This is a genomic window from Streptomyces sp. NPDC091209, assembly GCF_044757755.1.
Taxonomy (GTDB): Bacteria; Actinomycetota; Actinomycetes; order Streptomycetales; family Streptomycetaceae; genus Streptomyces.
In genome coordinates this window covers 138,156-164,961 of record NZ_JBIVVR010000016.1, presented here as the reverse complement: position 1 = coordinate 164,961, position 26,806 = coordinate 138,156, and the positions used below count along the sequence as shown (strand labels likewise).

The 26,806-nt window shown below is 70.5% G+C and carries 21 protein-coding genes and 1 pseudogene; 12 read left to right on the top strand and 10 right to left on the bottom strand.

Annotated elements, in window-relative coordinates; translation table 11 throughout:
- Positions 1 to 93 precede the first annotated feature (93 nt).
- The 6 genes from ACIQRL_RS35340 to ACIQRL_RS35315 all read left to right on the top strand — a co-directional run bounded on the left by ACIQRL_RS35340 (position 94) and on the right by ACIQRL_RS35315 (position 7,032).
- The gene (locus ACIQRL_RS35340) at positions 94 to 2,079 is read left to right on the top strand and encodes an ATP-binding protein (RefSeq protein ID WP_401339301.1); all 1,986 of its coding nucleotides are present in this window, start codon (positions 94 to 96) and stop codon (positions 2,077 to 2,079) included.
- Complete coding sequence (locus tag ACIQRL_RS35335; RefSeq protein ID WP_401339299.1) at positions 2,076 to 2,753, top strand: response regulator; 678 nt, start codon at positions 2,076 to 2,078, stop codon at positions 2,751 to 2,753. Before ACIQRL_RS35340 ends, ACIQRL_RS35335 begins: the two co-directional genes overlap by 4 nt.
- A 295-nt stretch (positions 2,754 to 3,048) precedes the next feature.
- The gene (locus tag ACIQRL_RS35330; RefSeq protein ID WP_401339341.1) at positions 3,049 to 4,419 is read left to right on the top strand and encodes an extracellular solute-binding protein; all 1,371 of its coding nucleotides are present in this window, start codon (positions 3,049 to 3,051) and stop codon (positions 4,417 to 4,419) included.
- 38 nt (positions 4,420 to 4,457) lie between these two features.
- Positions 4,458 to 5,351 carry a carbohydrate ABC transporter permease gene (locus ACIQRL_RS35325; RefSeq protein ID WP_401339339.1) on the top strand — a complete coding sequence of 298 codons (894 nt, stop codon included), beginning with the start codon at positions 4,458 to 4,460 and terminating at the stop codon, positions 5,349 to 5,351.
- A 1-nt stretch (position 5,352) separates the two neighbouring features.
- On the top strand, positions 5,353 to 6,207 hold the full coding sequence (locus ACIQRL_RS35320; RefSeq protein ID WP_401339296.1) for a carbohydrate ABC transporter permease: 855 nt from the start codon (positions 5,353 to 5,355) through the stop codon (positions 6,205 to 6,207).
- A gap of 111 nt (positions 6,208 to 6,318) precedes the next feature.
- Entirely contained in the window at positions 6,319 to 7,032 is a 714-nt protein-coding gene (locus ACIQRL_RS35315; protein ID WP_401339293.1) for a helix-turn-helix domain-containing protein, read from the top strand.
- 88 nt (positions 7,033 to 7,120) lie between these two features.
- Here ACIQRL_RS35315 and ACIQRL_RS35310 read toward each other — a convergent pair whose 3' ends face one another.
- Positions 7,121 to 8,146, bottom strand: coding sequence for an ATP-dependent 6-phosphofructokinase (locus ACIQRL_RS35310; RefSeq protein WP_401339292.1), 1,026 nt, complete (start codon positions 8,144 to 8,146; stop codon positions 7,121 to 7,123).
- Between the two features lie 256 nt (positions 8,147 to 8,402).
- On the opposite strand from ACIQRL_RS35310, the gene pta reads away from it, so the two are divergent.
- The 3 genes from pta to pyk all read left to right on the top strand — a co-directional run bounded on the left by pta (position 8,403) and on the right by pyk (position 13,279).
- Complete coding sequence (gene pta / locus ACIQRL_RS35305) at positions 8,403 to 10,493, top strand: phosphate acetyltransferase (RefSeq protein WP_401339290.1); 2,091 nt, start codon at positions 8,403 to 8,405, stop codon at positions 10,491 to 10,493.
- A complete protein-coding gene (locus ACIQRL_RS35300) occupies positions 10,490 to 11,752 on the top strand; it encodes an acetate kinase (RefSeq protein WP_401339289.1) in 1,263 nt (420 codons plus the stop codon). Before pta ends, ACIQRL_RS35300 begins: the two co-directional genes overlap by 4 nt.
- A 96-nt stretch (positions 11,753 to 11,848) precedes the next feature.
- Complete coding sequence (pyk, locus tag ACIQRL_RS35295; RefSeq protein ID WP_401339287.1) at positions 11,849 to 13,279, top strand: pyruvate kinase; 1,431 nt, start codon at positions 11,849 to 11,851, stop codon at positions 13,277 to 13,279.
- 92 nt (positions 13,280 to 13,371) lie between these two features.
- On the opposite strand, the gene ACIQRL_RS35290 is transcribed toward pyk, so the two are convergent.
- From ACIQRL_RS35290 to ACIQRL_RS35275, 4 genes are all read right to left on the bottom strand, one after another.
- Positions 13,372 to 14,661, bottom strand: a complete 1,290-nt coding sequence (locus ACIQRL_RS35290) for a hypothetical protein (RefSeq protein WP_401339286.1) — start codon at positions 14,659 to 14,661, stop codon at positions 13,372 to 13,374.
- Positions 14,651 to 15,226, bottom strand: a complete 576-nt coding sequence (locus ACIQRL_RS35285) for a DUF6114 domain-containing protein (protein ID WP_401339284.1) — start codon at positions 15,224 to 15,226, stop codon at positions 14,651 to 14,653. The genes ACIQRL_RS35290 and ACIQRL_RS35285 overlap by 11 nt, the downstream gene beginning before the upstream one ends.
- A gap of 121 nt (positions 15,227 to 15,347) precedes the next feature.
- The gene (locus tag ACIQRL_RS35280; RefSeq protein ID WP_401339281.1) at positions 15,348 to 15,983 is read right to left on the bottom strand and encodes a DUF6230 family protein; all 636 of its coding nucleotides are present in this window, start codon (positions 15,981 to 15,983) and stop codon (positions 15,348 to 15,350) included.
- A 621-nt stretch (positions 15,984 to 16,604) separates the two neighbouring features.
- A complete protein-coding gene (locus ACIQRL_RS35275; RefSeq protein WP_401339279.1) occupies positions 16,605 to 17,582 on the bottom strand; it encodes a tetratricopeptide repeat protein in 978 nt (325 codons plus the stop codon).
- A gap of 245 nt (positions 17,583 to 17,827) precedes the next feature.
- Here ACIQRL_RS35275 and ACIQRL_RS35270 point away from each other — a divergent pair, with 245 nt between their 5' ends.
- Positions 17,828 to 18,490 carry a TetR/AcrR family transcriptional regulator gene (locus ACIQRL_RS35270; protein WP_401339277.1) on the top strand — a complete coding sequence of 221 codons (663 nt, stop codon included), beginning with the start codon at positions 17,828 to 17,830 and terminating at the stop codon, positions 18,488 to 18,490.
- A gap of 424 nt (positions 18,491 to 18,914) precedes the next feature.
- Here the strand turns inward: ACIQRL_RS35270 and ACIQRL_RS35265 are convergent, their stop codons facing one another.
- The 4 genes from ACIQRL_RS35265 to ACIQRL_RS35250 all read right to left on the bottom strand — a co-directional run bounded on the left by ACIQRL_RS35265 (position 18,915) and on the right by ACIQRL_RS35250 (position 23,155).
- Positions 18,915 to 20,615: a methylmalonyl-CoA mutase gene (locus tag ACIQRL_RS35265; RefSeq protein ID WP_401339275.1), complete on the bottom strand. Its 1,701-nt coding sequence runs from the start codon at positions 20,613 to 20,615 to the stop codon at positions 18,915 to 18,917.
- A gap of 73 nt (positions 20,616 to 20,688) precedes the next feature.
- Complete coding sequence (locus tag ACIQRL_RS35260) at positions 20,689 to 21,027, bottom strand: DUF3817 domain-containing protein (protein WP_401339273.1); 339 nt, start codon at positions 21,025 to 21,027, stop codon at positions 20,689 to 20,691.
- 120 nt (positions 21,028 to 21,147) lie between these two features.
- Complete coding sequence (locus tag ACIQRL_RS35255; protein WP_401339271.1) at positions 21,148 to 21,657, bottom strand: MarR family winged helix-turn-helix transcriptional regulator; 510 nt, start codon at positions 21,655 to 21,657, stop codon at positions 21,148 to 21,150.
- Positions 21,658 to 21,802: 145 nt separating this feature from the next.
- Positions 21,803 to 23,155, bottom strand: coding sequence for an MFS transporter (locus tag ACIQRL_RS35250; RefSeq protein WP_401339268.1), 1,353 nt, complete (start codon positions 23,153 to 23,155; stop codon positions 21,803 to 21,805).
- 160 nt (positions 23,156 to 23,315) lie between these two features.
- Here ACIQRL_RS35250 and ACIQRL_RS35245 point away from each other — a divergent pair.
- Together ACIQRL_RS35245 and ACIQRL_RS35240 are read left to right on the top strand one after the other, a co-directional pair.
- A pseudogene (locus tag ACIQRL_RS35245) lies at positions 23,316 to 23,642 on the top strand (ArsR/SmtB family transcription factor); the annotation flags it as partial.
- A gap of 127 nt (positions 23,643 to 23,769) precedes the next feature.
- Positions 23,770 to 24,768: a glycoside hydrolase family 6 protein gene (locus tag ACIQRL_RS35240; protein WP_401339266.1), complete on the top strand. Its 999-nt coding sequence runs from the start codon at positions 23,770 to 23,772 to the stop codon at positions 24,766 to 24,768.
- A 70-nt stretch (positions 24,769 to 24,838) separates the two neighbouring features.
- On the opposite strand, the gene ACIQRL_RS35235 is transcribed toward ACIQRL_RS35240, so the two are convergent.
- Complete coding sequence (locus tag ACIQRL_RS35235; protein WP_401339264.1) at positions 24,839 to 26,803, bottom strand: galactose oxidase-like domain-containing protein; 1,965 nt, start codon at positions 26,801 to 26,803, stop codon at positions 24,839 to 24,841.
- Between the last annotated feature and the right edge of the window lie 3 nt (positions 26,804 to 26,806).

The window sequence follows — 26,806 nt, the reverse complement described above, 5'->3', positions numbered from 1 at the left end:
ACAGCCCCCGCCCCGCAGGCACCGGGCCGGACAGCCCCCGCCCCGCAGGGCCGGGCCGGAGGGCCCCCGTCCGGGCGAGGCACACTGAACGGCATGCGTCTCCCCCGTGTCCCGCGACCCCGCAGCCTGGCCGGCCAGCTCTTCGGCATGCAGGCCGTGCTGATCGCGGTCCTCGTCGCCGGGTACGCGCTGTTCACCTACGTCGGCGACCGCGGCCAGGCCGAGGAGGCCGCCGGCCGCCAGGCGATGGCGGTGGCCCGCTCGGTCGCGGACGCCCCGTCCGTCCACGCGGCCATCGGCACCGCGAACCCCACCGCCGAGCTCCAGCCGTACGCGCTGCGGGTGCAGCGGGACACCGACGTCGACTTCGTGACGATCATGAATCCGAGGGGCATCCGCTGGACGCACCCCAAGGAGAAGCTGATAGGCAAGCACTTCCTCGGGCACATCGGTCCGGCGCTGGCGGGCAGGTCCTTCACCGAGACGTACACGGGCAGCCTCGGCGCCTCCGTGCGGGCGGTCACGCCGATCCAGGACGGCGCGCGGACCATCGGCCTGGTCAGCGCGGGCATCAAGGTCCAGGCGATCACCGAACGCGTCCAGGACCAGGTCACGGCCCTGATGGGGGTCGCGGCGGGCGCGCTGCTGCTGGGCGGTGCCGGCACGTACGTCATCAACGCCCGGCTGCGCCGATCCACCCATGGCATGAACGCGGCCGAGCTGAGCCGTATGCACGACTACCACCAGGCCGCGCTGCACGCCGTGCGTGAGGGGCTGCTGATGCTGGACGGGCAGTTCCGGGTGGCGCTGATGAACGACGGCGGGCGGGAACTGCTCGGCGTGACGGACGACGCGGTCGGCCGTTCGGTGGCCGAACTCGGGCTGCCCGCACCGCTGACGGGCGCGCTGCTGTCGGCTGAGCCCCGGGTGGACGAGGTCCATCTGACGGACACCCGCGTGCTGGTGGTGAATACCTCCCCGGTGTCCGGCGGCGAACGCCGGGGCACGGTGGCCACTCTGCGGGATGTGACGGAACTCCAGGCGCTGACGGGCGAGTTGGACTCGGAGCGCGGGTTCACCCAGGCGCTGCGCTCGCAGGCGCACGAGGCGGCGAACCGTCTGCACACGGTGGTCTCCCTGATCGAACTGGGCCGCGCCGAGGAGGCCGTCGACTTCGCCACCGCCGAGTTGGAACTGGCGCAGGCCCTCACCGACGAGGTGATCTCCGCGGTCAGCGAACCGGTCCTCGCCGCGCTGCTGCTGGGCAAGGCCGCGCAGGCGAACGAGCGCGGTGTGGAGCTCGTGGTCTCGGAGGACAGCGGCATCGACGACGGGCTGCTCCCGGCCTCGCTCTCCGCGCGCGACCTGGTCACCGTCCTCGGCAACCTGATCGACAACGCGACGGACGCGGCGCGGGGCACGGTCGGTGCCCGTGTCACGGTGACGGCGTTCACCGACGGCTCGGCCCTGATCCTGCGGGTCGCCGACACCGGCTCGGGGGTGGACCCCGCCCACACCGAGCAGGTCTTCCACCGCGGCTGGTCCACGAAACCGGCGGGCCCCGGCGGCCGGGGCCTCGGTCTGGCCCTGGCCCGCCAGACGGTGAACCGTCACGCGGGCACGCTGGAGGTACGGCAAGGGGCCGACGGCGGAGCGGAGTTCGAGGTACGGCTGCCCCTCCCGGCGCCGCCCCCGGCCCCGGACTCCACCCCGGGCCGGGCCCCGGCCTCCGTCTCGGACCGTGACTCGGAGCCGAAGCCGCACCCGGATCCGGACCCGGACTCCGCCTCGCTCCGGGACTCGGACCAGGGCTCAGACCCAGGCATGGCCCAGGACTCGGACCAAGGCTCAGACCCGCGCACAGCCAAGAACTCGAACCAAGGCTCAGACCCAGGCATGGCCCGGGGCACGGGGCCCGACCCGGACTGGGGCCCGGACACGGGCACAGAGCCCGCATCCGCCGGCTCCGTGCCGTCCGGGTCCCGCCGGACGTCTCAGCCGCCTCGGCCCGCCCAGTCACCCCGGCCCACCCGGTCCACCCGGCCGTCCGAGCCCGTTCTGCCCGGAGGCGGCGCATGACCGATCCGATCCGTGTGCTCGTCGTCGAGGACGATCCCGTCGCCGCCGACGCGCACGTCATGTACGTCGGCCGGGTTCCCGGTTTCACCGTGGTGGGCAAGGTCCACACGGGTGCGCAGGCGCGCCGCGCGCTGGACCGTACGCCTGTGGACCTGCTGCTGCTCGACCTGCATCTGCCGGACACGCACGGCCTCCAGCTCGCCCGCTCTCTGCGCGCCGCCGGGTATCACGCCGACGTCATCGCGGTGACGTCGGCACGCGACCTGGCGGTCGTACGGGAGGGGGTGTCGCTCGGGGTCGTCCAGTACGTGCTGAAGCCGTTCACGTTCGCCACCCTGCGCGACCGGCTGATCCGGTACGCGGAGTTCCGCGCGGCGGCCGGCGAGGCGAGCGGCCAGGACGAGGTGGACCGCGCGCTGGCCACCCTGCGGGCGCCGGGCCCGGCGGCGCTGCCCAAGGGGCTGAGCGCGCCGACCCTGGAACGCGTGACCGTCACCCTCCGGGACCACGCCGCCGGGCTGACGGCGGCCAAGGTCGCCGAGGCCGTCGGCATCTCACGGATCACCGCCCGGCGCTATCTGGAACACCTGGTGGAGGCGGGCCTGGCGGCCCGCGCTCCGCAGTACGGGGCAGTCGGGCGGCCGGAGTTGCAGTACCGCTGGGTCAAGGCCTAGCCCGAGAAAGGGCCGGACTTCCGGCAGTCCGGGGCCGAAAACCTCGATCCGCTCGCGCCCGGAGTCCCGGCCGGGTGCGGCCCCGGGCGCGGGAACGGCCCCGGGCCCGGGTCCGGCACAGGCACAGGCACAGGCACAGGCACAGGGCAGCGGGCCGAGAGAGCCGGCGGCAACTTCCTGGCCGCTTACGCGACTTGCACCACTGCACAGTCATTGACCTGACATCCGCACAGCTTTACGTTCGGCGGGCAGACAACTCGGCTCGCACGACAACGATGTCGGTCCGTAGGAGGTCCTGCCCGTGCGCCCCACCGCCACCCCCGTTCTCCTCGCCACACTGCTCGCCGCGACGACGCTCACCGCTTGCGGATCCGGATCCGGTGGCGATCCGGACACCGTGAAGGTGTCCTACAAGCAGTCCACGGACAACTCGATCCGCGTGATGGACACATCCCTCGGCGAGATGAAGAAGCAGTTCGAGAAGGCGAACCCGGGTAAGAAGGTCGAACTCGTCCCGATCAAGGCCCCGGACTCCGAGTACTACACGAAGCTCCAGCAGATGCTGAGGTCGCCGAAGACGGCGCCCGACCTGGTCTACGAGGACACCTTCCTCATCAACTCGGACATCACCAGCGGGTACTTGAAGCCGCTCGACCCCTATCTGGACAAGTGGCCCGACTGGGGCCGGTTCATCGGCACCGCGAAGGCGGCCGCCAAGGCGCAGGACGGGAAGACGTACGGCGTCCCGGACGGGACGGACACCCGCGGACTCTGGTTCGACAAGGGCGTCTTCGCGAAGGCGGGACTGCCCGCGAACTGGCAGCCGAAGACCTGGGACGACATCCTCACCGCAGCCCGCACCATCAAGAAGAAGGTCCCCGGCGTCACCCCCCTGAACGTCTACACGGGCAAACCGGCGGGCGAGGCCGCCACCATGCAGGGCTTCGAGATGCTGCTGTACGGAACCGGGGACGGCACGACGGATCCGCTGTACGACACCGCTTCCAAGAAGTGGGTCGCCGGCAGCCAGGGCTTCAAGGACGCCCTCACGTTCGTGGAGACGGTCTACAAGGAGAAGCTCGGCCCCGACGTCACCGACGCGCTCGACCCGAACTTCGCGACCAGTGTCCGCGGAGAGCTGCTGCCCAAGGGCGAGCTCGGCATCGACCTCGACGGCAGCTGGCTCCCGCAGGACTGGCTGACGGGCTCGGGCCACGAGTGGCCCGAGTGGTCCCACAAGCTCGGCCTCGCCCACATGCCCACCCAGCACGGCCAGGCCCCCGGCGAGGTCAGCATGTCCGGCGGCTGGACCTGGTCGATCCCCTCCAAGGCGTCGAACCCCGACCTGGCCTTCAAGTTCGTCGAGACGATGCAGACGAAGGCGAACGCCCAGAAGTGGTACATCGCAAACTCCGGTATCGCGGTCCGCGAGGACGTCGCCGCCGACCCGGCTTACGTGAAGGCGCAGCCCGGCATCAAGTTCTTCACGGACCTGGTCGCCAGCACCCATTACCGGCCCGCCTACCCGGCGTACCCGAGGGTCTCGACCGCCATCCAGGAGGCCATGGAGAGCGTGACCACCGGCGACAGTTCCGTGGACAAGGCCGCCGGCGCGTACGACGAGGAGCTGAAGACGGTCACCGACGACCAGGTGACCCGGAAGTGAGTGTCGGCACGAAGGCGGCTTCCCCGCCGGTCCGGCCACTGAGGACGGGGGCCGCCTCCCCGCGCCGGGGAGGCCTCCTGCGCTCCCTCACCCGTACGCTGCCGCTCGCCCCCGCCGTCGTCCTCCTGCTTCTCTTCCTCGCGGGGCCGATCGCCTACTGCGCGTACATCGCCTTCACCGACCTGCAGTTGACGGGGCAGGCGCACTCGTCGTTCGTCGGCTTCGCCAACTTCCGGGCGGCGTTCAAGGACGACGCCTTCATCAACGCCGTATGGCTGACGCTGGTGTTCACGGTGCTGTCGTCGCTGGTCGGCCAGAACACCCTGGGCCTCGCCCTGGCCGCGCTGATGCAGCGGGCGTCGAAGCCGGTGCGCACGCTGGTCGGCGCGGTCGTCATCACGGCGTGGGTGCTGCCGGAGGTGGTCGCGGGCTTCCTTCTCTACGCCTTCTTCCGCCGCGAGGGGACCCTGAACGCCATCCTGGACTGGCTCCATCTCCCGTCCCAGAACTGGATGTTCACGCTGCCGATCCTGGCGGTGTCGTTCGCGAACGTATGGCGGGGCACCGCCTTCTCGATGCTGGTCTACTCGGCGGCGCTGGGCGAGATCCCGAAGGAGATCACCGAGGCGGCGGAGGTCGACGGAGCCGGTGGCTGGCGGCGGATGTGGCACATCACGCTGCCGATGATCCGCCGCTCGATCGGCACCAACCTGATGCTCAACACCCTGCAGACGCTGTCGGTGTTCGGGCTGATCTGGGTGATGACGAGGGGCGGTCCGGGAAACCGCAGCCAGACCCTGCCGCTGTTCATGTACGAACAGGCCTTCCAGAACAGCATGATCGGGTACGGGACGGCGGTGGCGCTGCTGCTCCTGGTGGTCGGCTCGCTGTTCTCCCTCGTGTACATGCGGCTGCTGCGGACGGAGGTGTGAGATGGCCGTACTGACGCGCGGCGCAAGCCTCAGGTCCCGCCGCTCAGGACGGCGGCTGGCGGCGGACGCCGGCCTGCTGGTGGTGGCGGCGGCGTTCGCGCTTCCGCTGGCCTGGGTGGTCCTGTCCTCGCTGGACGCGCACGCGGACCTGCGGGTGAAGATGCCGGACGGGGTGACCCTGTCCAACTTCGACGCCGTACTGAAACCGGACATCACCTTCACCCCGCTGCTGAACAGCCTGATCCTGTGCGGCGGCGGCACCGCGCTGACGGTCGTGTGCGCGGCCCTCGCGGCCTACCCCCTCTCGCGTTTCCGGTCCCGGCTGAACCGCCCCTTCCTGCTGACGATCCTCTTCGCGACCAGCCTGCCGATCACGGCGATCATGGTCCCCGTCTACGCCCTGTTCGTACAGGTGAACCTGATCGACACCACGCAGGGCACGATCTTCTTCTTCGCCGCCTCCCAACTGCCGTTCGCCATCTGGCTGATGAAGAACTTCATGGACGGCGTGCCGAAGGAGCTGGAGGAGGCGGCCTGGACGGACGGGGCGTCGTCCCTGCAGTCCCTGGTGCGGATCGTGCTCCCGCTGATGGGCCCGGGCGTGGCGGTGGTGACGGTCTTCTCGTTCGCGATGATGTGGGGGAACTTCTTCGTCCCGTTCATGCTGCTGCTCACCCCGGACCAGATGCCGGCGTCGGTGAGCATCAACGAGTTCTTCGGGAACCGGGGGACCGTGGTCTACGGGCAGCTGGCGGCGTTCTCGGTCATTTACTCGACGCCGGTGATCCTGCTGTACCTGCTGGTGGCCCGGCGGCTGGGCGGGGGATTCGCTCTCGGCGGGGCCGTCAAGGGGTGAACTACCGTTCCGGTACGGCGAATTCAAAGCCACGGCCGAAACCGTATGTTCCTACAATCTGTGATTGTGGCCGAACAGACCGTAGTCATCGCTGTCCCGGACCCATACTTTGTGCGCGTGCACCGACCGCAAGCCCAACAGCCCACCCCGCCCTTCAACGCCCCCGCCGCCCGAAGACTGCGGGCAGCGCTCGGAATGGGGCCCGAGCATGTCGCCTACGGACTGAGAGCCTCGTACGGGCTGCCGTACGTCACCCCCGATCTCGTCACCGCCTGGGAGCGCGGTATCACCGCGCCGAGCAGCCCCGAACTCACCGCCCTCGCGGGCGTGTTGTGGTGCTCGGCGGGTGAACTCATAGGCGCCCCGCGTACCTTGCGCGAACACCGCGTCGCACGCGATCTCGCCCCGGAGGACGTGGCGCACGCCGTCGGGATCGAACTCCCCGCCTACCAGCGGATGGAGGAGTCCGGAAGCTGGCGCGGCACGGAACGGCAGTCGACCGCGCTCGCCGAGGTGCTGGAACTCTCGCTGCCCGATTTCATCACGGTGACGGGCCGCGACGACCGGCTCTCCGACCTGCTGCGCAGCGCCGTGACCACCCGCTGGCAGGCCTACGTGCGCCCGGTCGGCAAGGTGGTGCCGCTGGACCGGGGCATCCTGGAGACCGCGCTGGAGGAGCTGCACACCGACTACCAGGGGCAGATGGTCGCCACACTGAACTGGGGCGGCGTTTCGGCCACCACCGGTTCCGGCGAGTCCGGCCGGGAATTCCTCGACCGGGTCCTCGAACACTTCTGGGCCACGGTCCGCCGAAGCACGTACTGAGGCACCCGGCCACGAGCGCGGGCCCCCGACCGCGAGGTCGAGGGCCCGTCCACCGGCCCGGTTCCGGTCCCCGAGGGGACCGAGGGGACTAGAACACCGACTCGGCCTCGTCCATCCGGTCCTTCGGGACCGTCTTCAGTTCGGTGGTCGCGTCCGCGAGCGGCACCATCTCGATGTCCGTGCCGCGCAGCGCGGTCATCATGCCGAAGTCACCGCGGTGCGCGGCCTCGACGGCGTGCCAGCCGAAGCGGGTGGCGAGGACACGGTCGTACGCGGTCGGCGTGCCGCCGCGCTGGACATGGCCGAGGATGACCGGCTTGGCCTCCTTGCCGAGCCGGCGCTCCAGCTCGTACGCGAGAGCCGTGCCGATGCCCTGGAAGCGCTCGTGGCCGAACTTGTCGATCGCGCCGTGGCCGTAGTCCATGGTGCCCTCGGCGGGGTGGGCGCCCTCGGCGACGCAGATGACGGCGAACCGCTTGCCGCGCGCGAACCGCTCCTCGACCATCGCGACGAGGTCGGAGGGGTCGAAGGGGCGCTCGGGCAGGCAGATGCCGTGGGCGCCGGCGGCCATGCCGGACTCCAGGGCGATCCAGCCCGCGTGCCGGCCCATGACCTCGACGACCATCACGCGCTGGTGGGACTCGGCCGTGGTCTTCAGGCGGTCCATGGCCTCGGTGGCGACGCCGACGGCGGTGTCGAAGCCGAAGGTGCGGTCCGTCGCGGAGATGTCGTTGTCGATCGTCTTCGGCACGCCGACCACGGGCAGTCCCGCGTCCGCCAGCATCCGGGCCGCGGTGAGGGTGCCCTCGCCGCCGATCGGGATGAGCACGTCGATACCGAACTCGCGGGCCATGTCCTGAGCGTTGTCACAGGCCTCGCGGAGCCGGTCGCGCTGCAGCCGGGAGGAGCCGAGGACGGTGCCGCCGCGGGCGAGGATGCCGCTGACCGCGTTGAGGTCGAGGGTGCGGTAGTGGCCGTCGAGGAGCCCGGCGTAGCCGTCCTCGAAGCCGATGACCTCGTCCCCGAAGTTGGTGACCGCTCGGTGCACGACCGACCGGATCACTGCGTTCAGGCCAGGGCAGTCGCCGCCTGCGGTGAGAACTCCGATGCGCATCGTGCTGTGTCTCCTGCTCCCTGCTGGTTCGTGTGAGCCGCTTCGATTGTTTCACGGCCCGGGGTGGGCCGCCGATTCCCTCCGACGGCCCAGCCGCCGGGCCACCGGGACGCCGGTTCCGGCGGCCCGGCACGTCTGCCCTGGCGGGCGTCCTAGCCAGCGCCGGAGGTATTGTCAAGAGGGTTCTGCTCACGTTGGTGGGCCCTTTTTCCGAGCCCAGAAATCAGCCTGGCGACGAAACGGATGGAGAGCACGCGTGACGCGCAGCGTGTACGTGACCGGGATCGACCGAGGTGACGGCCGTCAGGTCGTCGAACTGGGGGTCATGGAGCTCCTGACCCGCCAGGTCGACCGGGTGGGGGTGTTCCGTCCGCTCGTGCACGACGGTCCGGACCGGCTCTTCGAGCTGCTGCGGGCCCGCTACCGGCTGGCGCAGGACCCGGCGACGGTGTACGGCATGGACTACCACGAGGCGTCCGCGCTCCAGGCCGAGCAGGGTACCGACGAACTGGTGTCCACGCTCGTCGACCGGTTCCACCTGGTCGCCCGTGACTACGACGTCGTCCTCGTGCTCGGCACCGACTTCGCCGGCACGCAGGTCCCGGACGAGCTGGCGCTCAACGCCCGTCTGGCGAACGAGTTCGCCGCGTCCGTGATCCCGGTCGTCGGCGGCCGGGACCAGAGTGCCGAGTCGGTGCGCTCCGAGACGCGCAACGCCTACCGCGCGTACGACGGGCTGGGGTGCGACGTCCTCGCCATGGTGGTGAACCGGGTGGCCCCCGAGGACCGGACGGCGGTCCTGGAGCGGCTCGACTCGCGGCTTCCGGTGCCCTGTTACGTCCTTCCGGACGAGCCCGCGCTCTCCGCTCCCACGGTCGCGCAGATCACCCAGGCGCTCGGCGGCGAGGTGCTCCTCGGCGACGACGCGGGGCTCGCCCGTGACGCGCTCGACTTCGTCTTCGGCGGCGCGATGCTGCCGAACCTCCTGCGGGCGCTGACCCCCGGATGCCTTCTGGTCACCCCGGGGGACCGGGCCGATCTGGTGATCGGCACGCTCGCCGCGCACAGCGCTGGCACCCCGCCCATAGCCGGCATCGTGCTCACCCTGGACGAGCGGCCCAGCAGCGAGATCCTCACGCTCGCGGCCCGCCTCGCGCCCGGCACCCCGGTCGTCTCGGTGGCCGGGAACTCCTTCCCCACCGCGACCGCGCTGTTCGCCATGGAGGGCAAGCTGAACGCGGCCACGCCCCGCAAGGCGGAGACCGCGCTCGGCCTGTTCGAGCGGTATGTGGACACCACCGACCTGCTGAAGCGGGTCTCCGCGCCCAGCAGCGACCGGGTCACCCCGATGATGTTCGAGCACAAGCTGCTGGAGCAGGCCCGGTCCGACAAGCGCCGTGTCGTGCTTCCCGAGGGCACCGAGGAGCGGGTCCTGCACGCCGCCGAGGTGCTGCTGCGCCGGGGTGTTTGCGATCTGACCCTGCTCGGCCCGGCCGACCAGATCCGCAAGAAGGCCGCCGACCTCGGCGTCGACATCAGCGCCACGCAGCTCATCGACCCGCAGACCTCGCCGCTGCGGGACTCCTTCGCCGAGAAGTACGCGAAGCTGCGCGCCCACAAGGGCGTGACGGTCGAGCTGGCCTACGACGTGGTGGCGGACGTGAACTACTTCGGGACGTTCATGGTGGAGGAGGGCCTCGCCGACGGCATGGTGTCGGGGGCCGTGCACTCGACGGCCGCGACCATCCGGCCCGCCTTCGAGATCATCAAGACCCGGCCGGAATCGAGGATCGTCTCGTCGGTCTTCTTCATGTGCCTGGCCGACAAGGTCCTGGTCTACGGCGACTGCGCGGTGAACCCCGACCCGGACGCCGAGCAGCTCTGCGACATCGCCATCTCCTCGGCCGCCACCGCCGAGCAGTTCGGGGTGGAGCCGCGGATCGCGATGCTGTCGTACTCCACGGGCACCTCGGGTTCGGGCGCCGACGTCGACAAGGTGCGCGAGGCCACCGAGCTGGTACGCCAACGCCGCGGCGACCTGCGGATCGAGGGACCGATCCAGTACGACGCCGCCGTCGAACCGTCGGTCGCGGCGACCAAGCTGCCGGAGTCGAAGGTCGCCGGGCAGGCGTCCGTGCTGATCTTCCCCGACCTCAACACCGGCAACAACACCTACAAGGCCGTGCAGCGTTCGGCCGGCGCGATCGCCGTCGGCCCGGTGCTCCAGGGTCTGCGCAAGCCCGTCAACGACCTGTCCCGCGGCGCGCTCGTCCAGGACATCGTCAACACGGTCGCCATCACGGCGATCCAGTCCCAGACCCCCGACCGGAAGGCTGCCCGGCAGTGAGCGCCCACCCGTCCCCCTCCGCCGCCCCCGCCGACGAGCCCTCCTCCCCGTCGGCCACCCGCGTCCTCGTCCTCAACTCCGGTTCCTCGTCGGTGAAGTACCAGCTGCTCGACATGCGCGACAGCTCGCGGCTCGCCGTCGGCCTGGTGGAGCGCATCGGCGAGGGGACCTCGCTGCTGCGGCACACCGCGCTGACGACGGGTGAGACCCGGGAGAGGGCCGCGGAGTTCGCCGGCCACGAGGCCGCGCTGAAGGCGGTGGCGGCGGAACTGGCGGTGGACGGACTCGGCCTGGACTCCCCCGAACTGGCCGCGATCGGCCACCGGGTGGTGCACGGCGGGCGGTCCTTCAGCGCGCCGACCGTCATCGACGAGGCGGTCCTGGCGGAGATCGAGCGGCTGATCCCGGTGGCGCCGCTGCACAACCCGGCGAACCTCACCGGCATCCGCACCGCGATGGCGCTGCGCCCCGACCTCCCGCAGGTCGCGATCTTCGACACGGCGTTCCACACGACGATGCCGGAGTCGGCCGCGCGCTACGCGATCGACGTGGCGACCGCCGACGAACACCGCATCCGCCGCTACGGCTTCCACGGCACCTCGCACGCCTACGTCTCCCGGGCGACCGCCGAACTCCTCGGCAAGGCGCCCGAGGAGGTCAACGTCATCGTGCTGCATCTGGGCAACGGGGCCTCGGCGTCGGCGGTCAGGGCCGGCCGGTGCGTGGACACCTCGATGGGGCTCACGCCCCTGGAGGGCCTGGTGATGGGAACACGCTCCGGCGACGTGGATCCGGCCGTCATCTTCCATTTGGAGCGCGTTGGCAAAATGTCCACGGACGAGATCGACACTTTGCTCAACAAGAAGAGCGGTCTGATCGGTCTGTGCGGCGACAACGACATGCGGGAGATCCGCCGCCGTGTCGACGAGGGCGACGAACAGGCCCGGCTCGCCTTCGACATCTACATCCACCGACTGAAGAAATACATCGGCGCCTACTACGCGGTCCTCGGCCGGGTGGACGCCGTCGCCTTCACCGCCGGAGTGGGCGAGAACGCCGCCCCGGTGCGGGAGGCCGCGATCACGGGCCTGGAGGAACTGGGGCTCGCGGTCGACGGCGAACTGAACGCCGTGCGCGGCGGTGAGCCCCGGCTGATCTCACCGCCGTACGCGCGCGTCGCGGTCGCCGTGGTGCCGACGGACGAGGAACTGGAGATCGCCACACAGACGTATGCGCTGGTCGGAAAGGGCAACGCCTGAGCGGGCCGGAAAGCCACGCCTGAGCGCCCGCCCGCCCATTTGTATCTTCCACCAGACGGAATATTCCGTAGCGAAACAAACCGATAGGATCGCCCCATGCGCCGTTCGAAAATCGTCTGTACTCTCGGCCCCGCGGTCGACTCCCACGAGAAGCTGGTCGAGCTGATCCAGGCCGGCATGAATGTGGCCCGCTTCAACTTCAGCCACGGATCCCACGCCGAGCACCAGGGCCGGTACGACCGTGTCCGCGCCGCCTCGGCGGAGACCGGTGTCGCCATCGGTGTGCTCGCCGACCTGCAGGGCCCGAAGATCCGCCTGGAGACCTTCGCCGAAGGCCCCGTCGAGCTGGAGCGTGGCGACGAGTTCGTCATCACGGCCGAGGACGTGCCGGGTGACAAGCACATCTGCGGCACGACCTACAAGGGTCTGCCCGGGGACGTCTCCCACGGCGACCAGATCCTCATCAACGACGGCAACGTCGAGCTGCGCGTCGTCGAGATCGACGGCCCCCGGGTCAAGACGGTCGTCATCGAGGGCGGCGTGATCTCCGACCACAAGGGCATCAACCTGCCCGGCGCGGCCGTGAACGTGCCGGCGCTGTCGGAGAAGGACGTCGAGGACCTGCGCTTCGCCCTGCGGATGGGCTGCGACATGGTCGCGCTGTCCTTCGTGCGTGACGCCAACGACGTGAACGACGTCCACAAGGTGATGGACGAGGAGGGCCGCCGCGTCCCCGTCATCGCCAAGGTGGAGAAGCCGCAGGCGGTCGACAACATGGAGGGCGTCGTCGCGGCGTTCGACGCCGTCATGGTGGCCCGTGGCGACCTGGCCGTCGAGTACCCGCTGGAGCGGGTCCCGATGGTACAGAAGCGCCTCGTGGAGCTGTGCCGCCGCAACGCCAAGCCGGTGATCGTCGCGACCCAGATGATGGAGTCGATGATCACCAACTCCCGTCCGACGCGCGCCGAGGCCTCCGACGTGGCCAACGCGATCCTGGACGGCGCGGACGCGGTCATGCTGTCGGCCGAGTCCAGCGTGGGCGCGTACCCGGTCGAGACCGTGAAGACGATGTCGAAGATCGTCGTCGCGGCCGAGGAGGAGCTCCTCTCCAAGGGCCTGCAGCCGCTGGTGCCGGGCAAGAAGCCGCGCACGCAGGGTGGTTCGGTCGCCCGTGCCGCCTGCGAGATCGCCGACTTCCTCGGCGGCAAGGGCCTGGTGGCCTTCACCAAGTCCGGTGACACCGCCCGCCGGCTCTCCCGCTACCGCGCCGCCCAGCCGATCCTGGCCTTCACCACGGACGAGGGCACCCGCAACCAGCTCACGCTGAGCTGGGGCGTCGAGTCGCACGTCGTGCCGTTCGTGAACAGCACCGACGAGATGGTCGAACTGGTCGACCGCGAGCTGCAGAAGCTCAAGCGGTTCAACGAGGGCGACGTCGTCGTGATGACCGCGGGTTCGCCCCCCGGTGTTCCCGGCACCACCAACATGGTCCGGGTGCACCACCTGGGCGAGGTCGACCACGCCTGATCCCCCGGCCTCCGTACGCCGCTGAGGGCGCCCCCTGCGAACAGGGGGCGCCCTCAGCGTTTTGTGCGGCTCCCGGACGGGCTCTGGACGACTCAGCCGGTCGTGTACTGGTGGAGTCCGGGGACGGTCAGGGTGCCGCCGAACTGACCCGCCTGAACGACCGTCACCTTGGTGAAGTAGATCAGCGGGATGTTCAGCGGCGGAGGGTTGTCCGGGTCGAACGTGATCGGGATGAGCCCGAGCAGGTTCCCGGAGATGCTCTCCGTGTACATGATCGTCTTGCCGTCACGGATGGTGGACGTCGAGCCCTTGGCCGCCTGCACGTGGTAGGTCTTGCCGCTCAGCTTGTCGTCCACCGTCTGGTGCAGGTCCCCGATGTCGGTGCCGTCGGAGATGACGTACTTCAGGACCTTCTTGATCGTGCCGTCGGCGGTCCGCACCTTGACGATGCCCTGGTAGTCGGCGCCCTTGAGGGTCAGCGAACTGGCGCTGAGGTGCCAGGGGTCGACCGGCAGGGTGACCGCGTTGTCCACACCGCCCGTGTCGTCGGTCGCGACCGGGCAGTCCGCGGCGTTCGTGGTGGCGCTCGCGGACGGGCTGGGCGACTCGGTGACCGCGTCGGCCGCCTTCTTGTCCGTCTCGGTGGTGTCCGAGGCGGCCTTCGACGCCGTGTCGGTGGCCTTCTTGGTGGTGTCGTCCACCGTATCGGCGACCTTGCCGGTCGTGTCCTTGACGGTGTCGGAGACGCTCGTGCCGTCGGACGCGCTCGCGCTCGCACTCGCCGAGGCGGACGGCGCGGGGGTGGAGCTCGCCGTCTCGTCGGGCGTGAGGATGTCCTTGATGGCGTCGCCGACGCCCAGCGGGTCGAGCGGGTTCGTGGTGCTCGCCGACGCCGAGGGGGTCGGCGTGGACGCGCTGCTGTCCGCCACCTTGCCCGACGTGCTCGCGGCGGAGGACCCGGAGGGCGTGGGCGTGGCCTTGTCGTCGGAACCTGAATCCGACGAAGAGGTCTTGCCCGGTACCGCGGACTCCGACGACGCGGAGGGGGTCGGTGTGGCCTGGTCGGAGGACGCGCTCGCGCTCGCCGAGGCGGACGGCGTCGGGGTGGCCGACGCGTCCGTGCCGGTCACGGCCTCGACGCACGCCTGGTACTCGTCCGCCGTGAGGGTCTTGGACGTGGAGTGGTCGTCGGCCTGGGCGAGCGTCGGGACGAAGCCCATGCCCATGAGGACGGCCGTCGGCATCGCCGCGATGGCTATCGCCTTGCCGGCAGGCATCTGGATCCTGGTGAGCAGCGGCTTCCTCGGGGCCGCATGGCGCGGCCCGGTTCTCACACGGGACGCCTCCACATCAGTCCCGTGGGTCACCTCGTCAGCCGGCACTGTGCCTCCCGTCCGCCCCGTTGCTCGGGCTCGTTCCTGACAGATCGTTCGGGTCGTCCGCACCGTCCGCCGCCTCGGGTCCGACGGGCTCGGCCGCCGCACTGTCCGGCAGGCCCTCCTTGCCGAGGGACCGCTGCGTGGAGTACCCCTCGTCGGGTTCGCCGGGAACCCAGGAGACCGCCATGGCGCCGCCGACCAGGGCGAACAGGAAGCCGACCAGGAAACCGCCGAGGTTGGCCACCGGGATGGACACCAGAGCGAGGAGGATCGCGGCGACACCCGCGAACGTCCGTACGTGCTTCTGGAACCAGAGGCTGATCCCGAGCACGACGAGGAGTACGCCGATGATCAGGGAACCGGCGCCGGCGGTGGTGGACATCGCCAGCGTCAGATGGCCGAGCTGAAGGTGCGCGTACGGGAAGTAGGCGATGGGGACACCGCCGAATCCGATGAACAGACCGGCCCAGAACGGGCGGTCGCCCCTCCAGTCACGGAAGTTCCGCCGGAACACCTGAAGGTAGTGCTCATCGTTCTGGCCGGGCGCGGCAGGAGTCTCGGCGCTCATGGAAACAGCTCCCTGGAACGGCATTGCTGTGAGAAGTACGCGTTGAATGCTCCGCGTACGACGGGCGGAGCGGGCGGGGCGGGCGAAGCGGCCTGGGCCTCCTCGCCCACCCCTGGGGTGCTCAGTAGCACTCGTGGGTGCCCGCGGACACCGACATCCTCAGACCGCTGAGCTTGAACGTGCCGGCGGTGGTCGCCCACGCCGTCTGCTTCACGTCGGTCAGCGTGGCCGAGTCGGCCTGCTGGGCGAACCCGTAGGGGTTGGCCTGCTCGTTGCCACCCTTCATGCCCGGACCCTTGGAGGCGTCCTTGGCGGCAACACCGATGTCGATGCCACGGAACGTCGCGTCGGCGCCGAGGTCCTCGACGTCGATGTACAGGTTGTCCGCGTGAACCGGCGTACCGCTGCCGCCGGCCTTCAGCACGAGGCTGACGGAACCGAGGTAGGGGATACCCGGGGTCACGACGGACTGGCACATGTTGGTGATGTCAGCGCTCTTGAACGCCGACACCGCGACGGGGTGCAGCGCCGACTTGCCGTCAAGGCTGGTACCGGTGTCGAGGGCTCCGTACTGCGAGAAGCCCGTGCCGTCAAGCTTGTCCGCGGACACCTTGAACGACTGACCGGAAACGCTGAACGACGCGGCGAGGGCACCCTGCGCGAGGGCGACACCTATCGCTGCCGTGGCTGCCACGCTGGGCACCATGACGACGGCGAACCGCTTCCATCTGGTACCGCCACGCACCTGGGACATCATAATTTCCTCCTTCTCGGACGTACATCTCCTGGCCCTGACTGCCACGTTGCGGCGGCTCAGCCGGGCAGGGATGGGAGAAGTGCTACGTCCTCGGGAAGGAGAGCGCCTGTACCCGGAGGTGCAAATGCACCCGAATCACCGGCGATCACCCCCGAGCGACAACCACTGGTCGCGCCTGACACACATCACGCACAACCTGCTGGACAGGCTCTGCCGAACGGCAAAGACCCCCCTGCCCAAGAACCGACCGCACTGGCCGCCGGCCCTACTCGGTGGGGACCCAGAAAGTCCGCCGACCCGATTGGCTGTCGGGGTGCGGGAATGGACCGAGCGTCGCCGATCGTGGTGCATTCTCGCCGCGTGCACAAGGGGGTTCGTTACTCGCTAGTAACGGCGGGATAACCGAAGAACGACCCGTCGGTATCGGGCGGCGACTCAGGGTGGCACCACCGGGGGTGACACAACGGTCAAATGCCGGACGGAACCAGACAGTTCAACGCCCTCGACTTACTACGAGTAACAGCGGCCGCGTTTACCAAGTTTTGGTAAAGCGCGGCCACATGTACCCCTCTCGCCCAATCTTTCACCTGGGCGTCACAGGCCCTGACGTTTAGGGACTGGTCAGAACAGAGCCCGGGCCAGTGCCCGGCGCGCCGCGACCACGCGCGGGTCGTCGGCCCCGACCACCTCGAAGAGCTCCAACAGCCGCAGCCGTACGGAGTCCCGGTCGTCGCCCGCCGTGCGCCGCACCGTCTCGATGAGCCGCCCGAAGGCGTCCTCGACATGGCCGCCGACGAGGTCCAGGTCGGCCCCGGCGATCTGCGCCTGCGCGTCACCGGGCTTCTCGGCGGCGTCCTTGCGCACCTGCTGCGGGTCGAGGCTCTGCACCCGGTGGAGCAACTCGGCCTGGGCCAGACCCAGTTTGGCCTCCGTGTTGCCCGGGTCGTCGCCCAGCACGTTCTTGTAGGCCTGGACGGCACCGCCGAAGTCACCCGCGTCCAGCGCCTGGACGGCGGCCTCCAGCAGCGCGTCGTGCGGTCCGGCCGGCATCTCCTGCGCAACGGGGGCCCCGCCCGGCTCGGCGTCGGCGTCGACCGCCAGACCGGTCAGTCCGAAGCGCTGCTCGGCGACCTGGACGAGCTGGTCGAGGGTCCCGCGGATCTGCGCCTCGGCGGCGGCTCCCTGGAAGAGCGGCAGGGCCTGTCCGGCCACCACCGCGAAGACGGCCGGGATCCCCTGGACCCCGAACTGCTGCATCAGCATCTGATTGGCGTCGACGTCGATCTTGGCGAGCACGAAGCGCCCGTTGTATTCGACGGCCAGCCGCTCCAGGACCGGGCTGAGTTGCTTGCAGGGCTCGCACCACTCGGCCCAGAAGTCGATGACGACGGGCACCTCGGTGGAGCGCTGCAGGACGTCGTGCTCGAATCCCGCCTCGTCGACGTCGATGACAAGGCTCGCGGGGGTCACCGCGCCACCCCCGCCGCCCTGCCTGGCGGCTTCGGCGCGCGCCTGCTCCGCCTTCGACTTGGCCTCCTGGGCCGCCTTCACCGCGGCGAGGTCGACGACTCCGCTCATGGACATGTTCCGTGGCTGCATGAGTACATCCTCCCCCTTCCTCGCGCACGTGTGAAAAGCGTTGTGAAAGCCAAGCCGTTTCCTGCGTGTTCGGCGCCGGGTCCCCACCTGGCGCCAGTGCGGTTGTCGCCGCGTTCGAGCTTTCGCTACGAGTCGTAGCGTAACTGGACGGGAGCATGCCCGTGCGCCGTCTCCCGGTGATCTCCCTCACGACTTCACAGAACTGCCGGATATGGCCACCGAAGCGGCCGGATATGGTCACTGACATGCAATGTCGCTCCCAGGCCGCCCGTACGGGCCGCCCCCGCAGCGCCGCCGCGGACGCCGCGATCCTGGAGGCGACGCGCACGGCCCTGGTCGAACTGGGCTGGTCCAAACTGACGTTGGGGTACGTGGCGACCCTCGCCGGGGTGGCCAAAACGACCCTCTACCGTCGCTGGGCGGGCAAGAACGAACTCGTCGTGGACGCGGTGGCCGAGCTCTTCGACGAGCTGGAACTCCCCGACCGGGGCAGTCTGGCCGCCGACATCGAGGGCGTGGTGCTGCAGTTCGCGGCGATTCTGGACCGCCCGGAGGCGAAGACGGCGCTGATGGCCGTGGTCGCGGAGTCCACCCGGGACGAACCGCTGCGCGAACGCATCCGCACGTCCATCGTCGACCGGCAGAAGCGTCTGGTCATGGAGGGCCGCGCCCGCGCCCAGGCGCGCGGCGAACTCCCCCCGGAGGCGGACCCGGCCAGCGCCGACCGCACCGCCGCCCTGATCTTCGACGTGGTCGCCGGAGCGGTCGTCCACCGCACGCTGGTCAGCGCGGAGCCCGCGGACGAGGAGTGGGTGCGCTCGTTCACCCGGATCCTGCTCCTGGGCCTGACCGGAGCGGCAGCCGACGAACCGGCGCCTCCCTCGACGGAGGGCCCGGCCGGAGTCTGACAGGGCGGCCGGGAACGTCGTGGGTCGGGGCCGCGCCGGTGCATCAGCCCGTCGCTGTCGGACGAGGCGTGACCGTCGGTGGCGACGGGCATCGATGTACCGGCACGTCCCCTCGCACCGGATGCCGACTGCGGGTGCATCGTGGCGGCCGCGCCACATTTCAGCCCGGCCGCGGCAAGTTTCAGCCCCGGCCAGGGAAATCCAGCCCCTCCGGCGATTGAGGAGCGGGGGTCCGGGGGCGGAGCCCACGGGTACGGGACGGGTAGGGGTGGAGGGGGCGCGAAAAGGGCACCCGGCGCCGGGCAGGCCTCGGTGGCGGAGCGAGGGCCCGGAGCCCCGGGCCCGGCCCGGATGCCGGGCAGCCAGGAACGCCGGGCTGCCAGGGGCGCCGGGCTGCCAGGGGCGCCGGGCTGTCCGGAGTGGGTCAGAAGCCCGCCGGCTCGGTGTACACCCCCCACTCGTCCCGCAGGACACCGCAGATCTCGCCCAGGGTGGCCTCGGCGCGGACCGCCTCCAGCATGGGGGCGATCATGTTGGACCCGTCGCGCGCGGCGGCGAGCATGGCGTCCAGCGCGCCGCGCACGGCGGCCTCGTCACGAGCCCCCTTGCGCGAGCCCAGCTCCCGCACCTGCTCACGCTCCACCTCATGGCTGACCCGGAGGATCTCCAGGTCACCGGTCACGGACCCGTGGTGGACGTTGACGCCGACGACCCGCTTGTCGCCCTTCTCGACCGAGCGCTGGTACTGGAACGCCGACTCGGCGATCTCCCCGGTGAACCACCCGTCCTCGATCCCTCGCAGGATGCCGGAGGTGATGGGACCGATGGGGTGCTTCCCGTCGGGGTGCGCCCGCAGTCCGCGCTCCTTGATCTGCTCGAAGATCTTCTCCGCGTCGGCCTCGATGCGGTCGGTGAGCTGCTCGACGTACCAGGAACCGCCCAGCGGGTCGGCGACGTTGGCGACGCCGGTCTCCTCCATGAGGACCTGCTGCGTCCGCAGGGCGATCTCCGCGGCCTGCTCGGACGGCAGGGCGAGCGTCTCGTCCAGCGCGTTGGTGTGCAGCGAGTTCGTCCCGCCGAGAACCGCCGCGAGGGCCTCCACGGCCGTGCGTACGACGTTGTTGTACGGCTGCTGGGCCGTCAGCGAGACACCGGCGGTCTGCGTGTGGAAGCGCAGCCACTGCGCCTTCTCGGAGGTCGCGCCGTACACGTCCCGCATCCAGCGGGCCCAGATCCGGCGGGCGGCGCGGAACTTGGCGATCTCCTCGAAGAAGTCGACGTGCGCGTCGAAGAAGAAGGAGAGACCGGGGGCGAAGACGTTGACGTCGAGCCCGCGGGAGAGCCCCAGTTCCACATAGCCGAAGCCGTCCGCCAGCGTGTAGGCGAGCTCCTGCGCGGCCGTGGAGCCCGCCTCCCGGATGTGGTAGCCGGACACGGACAGCGGCTTGTACGCGGGGATCTTCTCGGCGCAGTGCTCCATCAGGTCGCCGATGAGGCGCAGGTGAGGCTCGGGCTGGAAGAGCCACTCCTTCTGCGCGATGTACTCCTTGAAGATGTCGGTCTGGAGCGTGCCGTTCAGTACGGCGGGGTCGATGCCCTGGCGCTCGGCGGCGACCAGGTACATGCAGAAGACGGGCACCGCGGGACCGCTGATCGTCATCGACGTCGTGACGTCACCGAGCGGGATGTCCTGGAAGAGGACCTCCATGTCGGCCGCCGAGTCGATCGCGACACCGCAGTGCCCGACCTCGCCGAGCGCGCGGGGGTCGTCCGAGTCTCGGCCCATCAGCGTGGGCATGTCGAAGGCCACGGAGAGGCCCCCGCCGCCGTTGGCGAGGATCTTCTTGTAGCGCTCGTTGGTCTGCTCGGCGTTGCCGAATCCGGCGAACTGCCGGATGGTCCACGTGCGCCCTCGGTAGCCGGTCGCGTACAGCCCGCGCGTGAAGGGGTACTCCCCGGGCCAGCCGATCTGCTCGAAGCCCTCGTAGTTGTCCCCGGGCCGGGGACCGTACACCGGCTCCACGGCATCGCCGGAGAGCGTGGTGAAGTCGGCCTCGCGCTTGCGCGAAGCGTCGTAGCGGGCCTGCCAGCGTCGGCGGCCTTCCTCGATGGCGTGAGCGTCCATGCTTCAAATTTACTAGGACGTCCTAGTAAATGTCGATGGCAAACCGCCGTACGGTCCCGTACGGCGGTGTGGATCAGGCCTTGGCGACCGCGGGAGCTGCCTCCGCGACCTGGGATTCGAGCTCGTGGCTGATGCGGCGCTCCACGAAGAAGGCGGCCGTGGGGATCGTGCCCGCCAGCAGCACCCAGAGCTGCTTGCCGACCGGCCACTTCGCCTTGGAACCGAGATCGAAGGCGAAGATCAGGTAGACGACGTACAGCCAGCCGTGCGCGATGGCGACGACACGGGTGAAGTCCGCGGCCCCGTCGACGCCCATGCCGTACTTGGCGATCATGCTGAGGCACAACAGGACCAGCAGCACGCCGGTGACGTAGGCCATGACGCGGTAGCGGGTCAACACGCTCTTCTTCATGGCACGAGGGTAACCACCCTTTTCGCGCGATCTTCACGCGCCCCCACGCCTCGCCGCCCGCCCCGGTCCGGCGTTCCGCCCGCCGTCGGACCACCGGCTGCCGGACCACGCGCCGTCGGACTACTCGTCGTCGAAGTCGTGCGCGGCGACCCGCAGCGGCCGCAGCATCGCGAAGATCTCCCCGCACTCCTCGGCGTCGTAGACCCCGAGCCCGAAGTCCATCGCCATCAGGTCGCGGGTGGCCGCGTCGCAGACCTCGCGGCCCTTGTCCGTGATGGAGGCGAGGGTGCCGCGCCCGTCCTTCGGGTTCGGGCGCTTGTCGACGAGCCCGGACAGCACCAGCCGGTCCACCGTGTTGGTGACGGACGTCGGATGCACCATGAGCCGCTCGCCGATCTTGGACATCGGCAGCTCGCCCGCCTTGGAGAACGTGAGCAGCACCAGCGCCTCGTAGCGCGCGAAGGTCAGTCCGTACGGCTTGACGACCGCGTCCACCTCGGCCAGCAGGATCTGGTGCGCGCGCATGATCGAGGTGATCGCGGCCATGGACGGCACGGAACCCCAGCGCTGCTGCCAGTGTTCGTCGGCGCGGGCGATGGGATCGAAGGCAAGACTGAGCGGCTTCGGCACGCCAAAGACCTTACCGGCCGGTCACATCGTGGTCAGCCCTGTCTCGCGTTTCGGTACACGACCCCACGGCGGCCGGGTTCAAGGCCCCGCCGAGCGACCGGATCCGCCTGCCGTCCGCGCCGCCCTCCTCACCTGTCCACCGTGTCTACTCGCCCCGCGCCCCGCCGTGTTCGGTCCGCCGTGCCGCGACCGCCAGGCCCACGCAGAACACGGTGCCGAGCGCTCCCGCGCCCACGACCGTCGCCCGCACCCCGGCGAACTCCGCCACCACGCCCGACAGCGCCATGCCCACGCCCTGAACGGTCATCAGCCCGGCCGAGTTCAACGTCATGGCCCGCCCGAGCAGCTCGTCCGGCACCGCCCGCACGAACCACTGGTCCAGGCCGAGGGTGTACGCCGATCCGGCGCCGGCGAGCGCGAGCAGGGCCAGCGACCAGCCGAGCCCGGGCCGCAGCGCGTACCCGGCGAAGGGCAGCAGCGTGACGCAGACCAGCGGGAGCGCGAGCCGGTTCCGGGTGGCCGGCCGCAGCCGAGACCCCGCGAACAGCTCCCCCGCGATCGTGCCGACCGGCATCGCGCACATCAGCAGGCCGAGCCCGGCGGTACCCGCCCCGAGCCCTTCGGCGTACGGCGCCGCCAGCGCCTCGGGGGCCACGATGAACATCGGCGGCACCCAGAACAGCAGGAGCAGCACGAGGATCCGGCGGTCGGCCAGCACCTGACGGGCGCCACGGAGGGAGTCCCGCACGAGCGCCTGGCCCCCGTGCGCCCGCGCGGGCCGCCGCCGGGTGCCGAACCGCAGCAGAACGGCGGAGACCAGGAAGGTGCAGACCGTCACGAGCAGCGCGTGACGCGGGGACACGACGGTGAGGAGCAGGCCGCCCGTCCCGAACCCGGCCAGCAGCGCGCTCTGCGAGAGGATCCGCAGCAGGGAGCGCCCGAGCACGAATAGTTCCCCGTCGCCGAGGACGTCCGCGAGGGTCGCCGTCCGCGTCCCCTGGAAGACCGGGGCGACCAGGGCGAGCGCGGCCCGCATCGTGAGCAGCACCGCGATGGGCGCGCCCGGCACCACCATCACGGCCACACAGCCCGCGCACACCAGGTCGCACACCACCAGGACCCGGCGGGCCGGGAAGCGGTCGGCGACGCCGGCGAGCAGGGTCCCGCCGATCAGATAGGGCAGAAAGCCGAGCGCGAACGTCAGGGCGCTCAGCAGCGGAGAGCCCGTCAGGTCGTAGACGAGGACGGAGAGCGCGATCTCGCTGACGACGAGTCCGAGCAGCGAGAACGCGTGCGCGACGAAGACGGCCCGGAACTCGGGCACGGCGAACACGGGTCCGTACCCGGTGCGGCCGGGGACGGTCCCGGGTGCGCCCTTCGCGCCGCTCGAAGCACCCGAAGCACCCGAAGCACTCGGGACGCCCGGAGTGCTCCCCGAGCCGGCCTCCCCGACACCCTCGACGCCAGGCGTCCCGGCGTTCTCGACGACGGGAGTCACGGCACTCTCCCCAACGGGCGTCCCGGTGTTCTCCGCGGCGGGCGTCACCGTGTTCTCCACGACCGGCGTCACCGTGTTGCCCCCGGCGGGCGTCACCGTGTTCTCCACGACCGGCGTCACCGTGTTCTCCGCGGCGGGCGTCACCGTGTCGTCCGCCGCGCTCGGCGGTGCGGGCACGGTCGTCGTGCCCCTCGTCTCTGCTCACCCCGCGCGGGGCATCGGCGGCCTGTGGGCCGAGCCGACGGACCGCACCCCCGACGCGCTCGTACGGCTCCTCGGGCGCGGCCGGGCCGCCGTGCTCACCGCGCTCGACGAACCGGCCGGCACGACGGCCCTCGCCGCACGGCTGCGCCTCGCGCCGTCGTCGGTCTCCGCGCACCTCGCCGCCCTGCGCGACGCGGGCCTGCTCGTCTCGCGCCGGTACGGCCATCAGGTGCTGTACGAGCGGACGCCGCTCGGGATCGCGCTGGCATCGGGCGGGAACTGACCCGAGGACACGGACCCGAGGACGCCGAGGCGCTCGCTCACTGCGCCACGCCGCTCCCCCGCCCGCATTGAATGTCCCCTTATGCAACGATTGGTGACCGATCGTCACCCTCGCGCAAGGGAGCAGCATGCCCCGGCTGATCCACGCCCTCGCGGCGCTCGCGGCGCTCGGACTCGGGGCGGGCTGTACGCCCGCGCCCGAGGCCGGCGAGGCCTCCGTCGTCAGTGCCGCCTCGAAGCAGGCGGGTCCCGCCTCCCACTCGCCCTTCTGGGTCGACCCGTCCGGCCCGGCGGCCCGGCAGATCGAGCTGTGGCGGCAGCAGGGCCGCACCCGGGACGCCACCTTGCTGGAGCGGATCGCGGACGAGCCCGTCGCGCTGTGGCCGGCCGGTGAGCTCGACCCGGGCCCGGCGGTCCGGTCGGCGACCGCGTCCGCGACCAGGGAGGGGCGGACGGCGCTGTTCGTGGCGTACGACATCCCGCACCGGGACTGCGGCCAGCACTCGGCGGGCGGGGCGGCCGACGCGGACGCCTACCGGGAGTGGATCGGCCGGTTCGCCGACGCGCTCGGCGACGGCCGGGCGCTGGTGATCCTGGAACCGGACGCGGTCGCGCACATCGTGGACGGCTGCACGCCCGGCGAGTACCAGGACGAACGCGTACGCCTGCTGAACGAGGCGGTCGTCCGGCTGAAGCGCCAGCCGGGCACCAAGGTCTATCTGGACGCCGGAAACCCCGCCTGGATCCTCGATTCCGGGAAGCTGGTCGAGCCCCTGGAACGGGCGGGCATCGCGGACGCCGACGGCTTCTCGCTCAACGTCTCCAACTTCCAGACGAACGCCGCCGACAAGCAGTACGGAGTCCGCCTCTCCGACCGGCTCGGCGGCAAGCACTTCGTCGTCGACACCAGCCGCAACGGCAACGGCCCGCTGGAGGGCGTCTGGTGCAACCCGCCGGGCCGGGCGCTGGGCACCCCGCCGACCACGGCCACCGGCGAACCGGTCCTGGACGCCTACCTGTGGATCAAACGGCCGGGCGAGTCGGACGGAGAATGCGGGGGCGGACCGGCGGCCGGCCGGTGGTGGCCGGACTACGCCCTGGAACTGGCACGCGATTCCACCGGCTGAGGACGGCCGACACCTGCCCGCCCGGCTGCCCGCCCGTCCCTCTGTCCCGGCGTCCGACCGTCGTACGCCGTCACCTGACGTGGATCCATTTCGCCTCGGACGGCGTGCCCTGGGCGTCCGTCACGAACAGCATGTACCAGCCGGGCGGCACCAGCGCGGGGTCCCGCGGTACGTCGACGGTGACCGAGTCCGCGGTCTTCGTCAGCCCCAGTTCGATCGACCGCTGCTCGACGTCCGTGGTGTGGGTGACGGCGCTGGGGCGCATCAGCCGCGCCTTGACGACCCGTTCCGGGTGGTCGGTGGCGAACGTCGCCCGGTGGTTCCCGTCGAGTTCCTCGGGGCCCCGGCCGAGCACCGGACGGTTCTTGCCGTTGCGGTGCAGGGCGGGCGGGGTGAAGACCTCCATGCGCTGTTCGAAGTGGCCCAGTTTGGTGTTCCGCCGGTCGTCGAACAGCGGGTCGGAGCCGAAGGTGGCGACCCGGCCGTCGGGCAGGAGCAGCGCCTCGGAGTGGTAGTTGCGGCCCACGCGCGGGGACGCCGCCTCGTGGAAGGCGTTGGCCTTGGGATCGTAGAACTGCGCCTTGAGGATGTTGCTGGCGCCGCGGCCTCGGTAGTCCTTGGAGCCGTTGGTGGTGAAGACGGAGTCGTCCGGCATGATCACGCTGTTCAGATAGCGCGTGCCCTGGGGAAGGTCGGGGCCGTCCTGGAAGACCGGGCCGGCCTTCTTGAGGTCGACGACGGCGGTGCGGGCGGTGGACTTCCGGGACTCGCCGACGCCTCCGCCGCCGAGGATCATCACCTTCTGGTCCTGCGCGGGCGGGAGCAGGAGCGAGGCGGAGGTCTCCGTCCGGTCGGCGTCCCGCAGGCCGGGCACCTTCTGGAACGTGTTGGTCCCGAGGTCCCACAGGCCCGGCTCGCGGCCCTGGTCGGCGGGTCCGTATCCGGCGTTGGAGGCCGGGTAGAAGAGTTTGCCGCCCTTGGTGAGGAAGAGGGCCGGATAGGTGGGGAAGTAGCGGTGCGGGCCGGGGCTCCACTTCTTCGTCACCGGGTCGTAGATCTCGTTGTCGCCGGGGTCGATGACCCCGACGTCGTCGAGGCCGGAGACGGCGAGGACCCGTCCGTCGTCGAGTCCGACGAGGGTCGGGTACCAGCGGGCCTTGGCCATCGGGGCGACGGGGATGTACTTCTCGGCCTTCGGGTCGAACTCGTAGGCGGCCCTGATGCCCTGGAAGTCCTGCTTCGCCAGGGTGATCTTCTCCGAGAGGCCGTACGTGTTGGACGCGTCCTCGCCGCGCAGGCCGACGATCTCGTACTGGGCCTGCCGGTCGGTGACCGCCCCCGGTCCCTTCTCCTCCGCCTCCACGAAGACACGGGCCTCGCCGGCGGTGACCTCGGTCTTCCACGGCTGCATGACGCCGGCCCTGTCGTACGTGATGACCTGGTTCCGACTGGCCCTGGGGACCGTCACGTCGGCCCTGCTGACGTAGTCGACGCCGGCGGGTGAGCGGAAGACGGTGCCCTTCTTGAGGACGATGGCCCTGTCGGGGTTCTCGTTCTTCACGCGCATGCCGCCGCCGGCCCGGACGACCTCGCCGTCCAGCCGTTCGTAGCGGGCGGTGCCGCCGGCCACGAGCAGTCTGCCGTCGGGGAGCTGGGCGTGTCCGGAGCAGAAGAAATCGTCCGGGGTGGGGATCCTCTTGAAGGTGTCCGTCCTCGGATCCCACAGGACCGTGTCGAAGGACCCCGCGTCGAACTTCTTCTGTTCGTTGCCCGACCCGGCGACGATGAGCACCTTCCCGGTGTGCAGCAGGGCCGCGTGGATCGCGTTGGTGCGGTACTCCGCGGGGATGTCGACGCCGCTCCACGAGCCGTACTTCGCCTGGTAGGCGGGCCGGGAGATCTTGTACTCGTAGTACTGCTCCCCGGCGAAGCCGAGCGCGGCCGGGGCGTTGAGTCCCGCGAGGACGGCGATTCCCGTGATGCCGAGCAGCGTCTTCTTCGTCTTCTTCGTCTGCCTGGAGGGCCGGTGCGCCATGGC